The sequence below is a fragment of the Micrococcus sp. Mcc28 genome, assembly GCF_024519775.1.
In the GTDB taxonomy this organism is placed as follows: Bacteria; Actinomycetota; Actinomycetes; order Actinomycetales; family Micrococcaceae; genus Micrococcus; species Micrococcus luteus.
Genome location: NZ_JALJRH010000060.1, coordinates 1 through 327 on the forward strand (window position 1 = coordinate 1; position 327 = coordinate 327).

General features: G+C 51.7%; 1 protein-coding gene. It reads right to left on the reverse strand.

Annotated elements, in window-relative coordinates; genetic code table 11:
- Positions 1–327 (reverse strand): hypothetical protein (locus tag NR073_RS11450; protein ID WP_256748852.1); only part of this gene is annotated, 327 nt, incomplete at both ends.

The window sequence follows — 327 nt, forward strand, 5'->3', positions numbered from 1 at the left end:
GTGTTGGCCTCGGCGACGCCGTCGCGGGCCCCCTTCCCCTTTTCTCCTTTTTCTTCCTCTCCCTCTTCTTCTCCTCCTTTTTTCTTCTCTTCTCCCTTTCCTCCTTCTCTCTCTCCTCCTCCCTTCCTCTTCTTCCCTTCTTTCTTTCTCTTTCTTTCTCCTTCCCCTCTCCTCTTTTTTTTTCCCTTTTCCTTTCTCCTTTTTTCTCTCTTTCCTTCTCTTTTTCTCCCCTCCCTCCTTCTCTCTTCCCTCTTTCTCTCCCCCTTCCCCTCCCCTCTTTCTCTCCCCTCCCTCTTCTCTTCCCTTTCTCCTCTCTCCTTTCCCCCC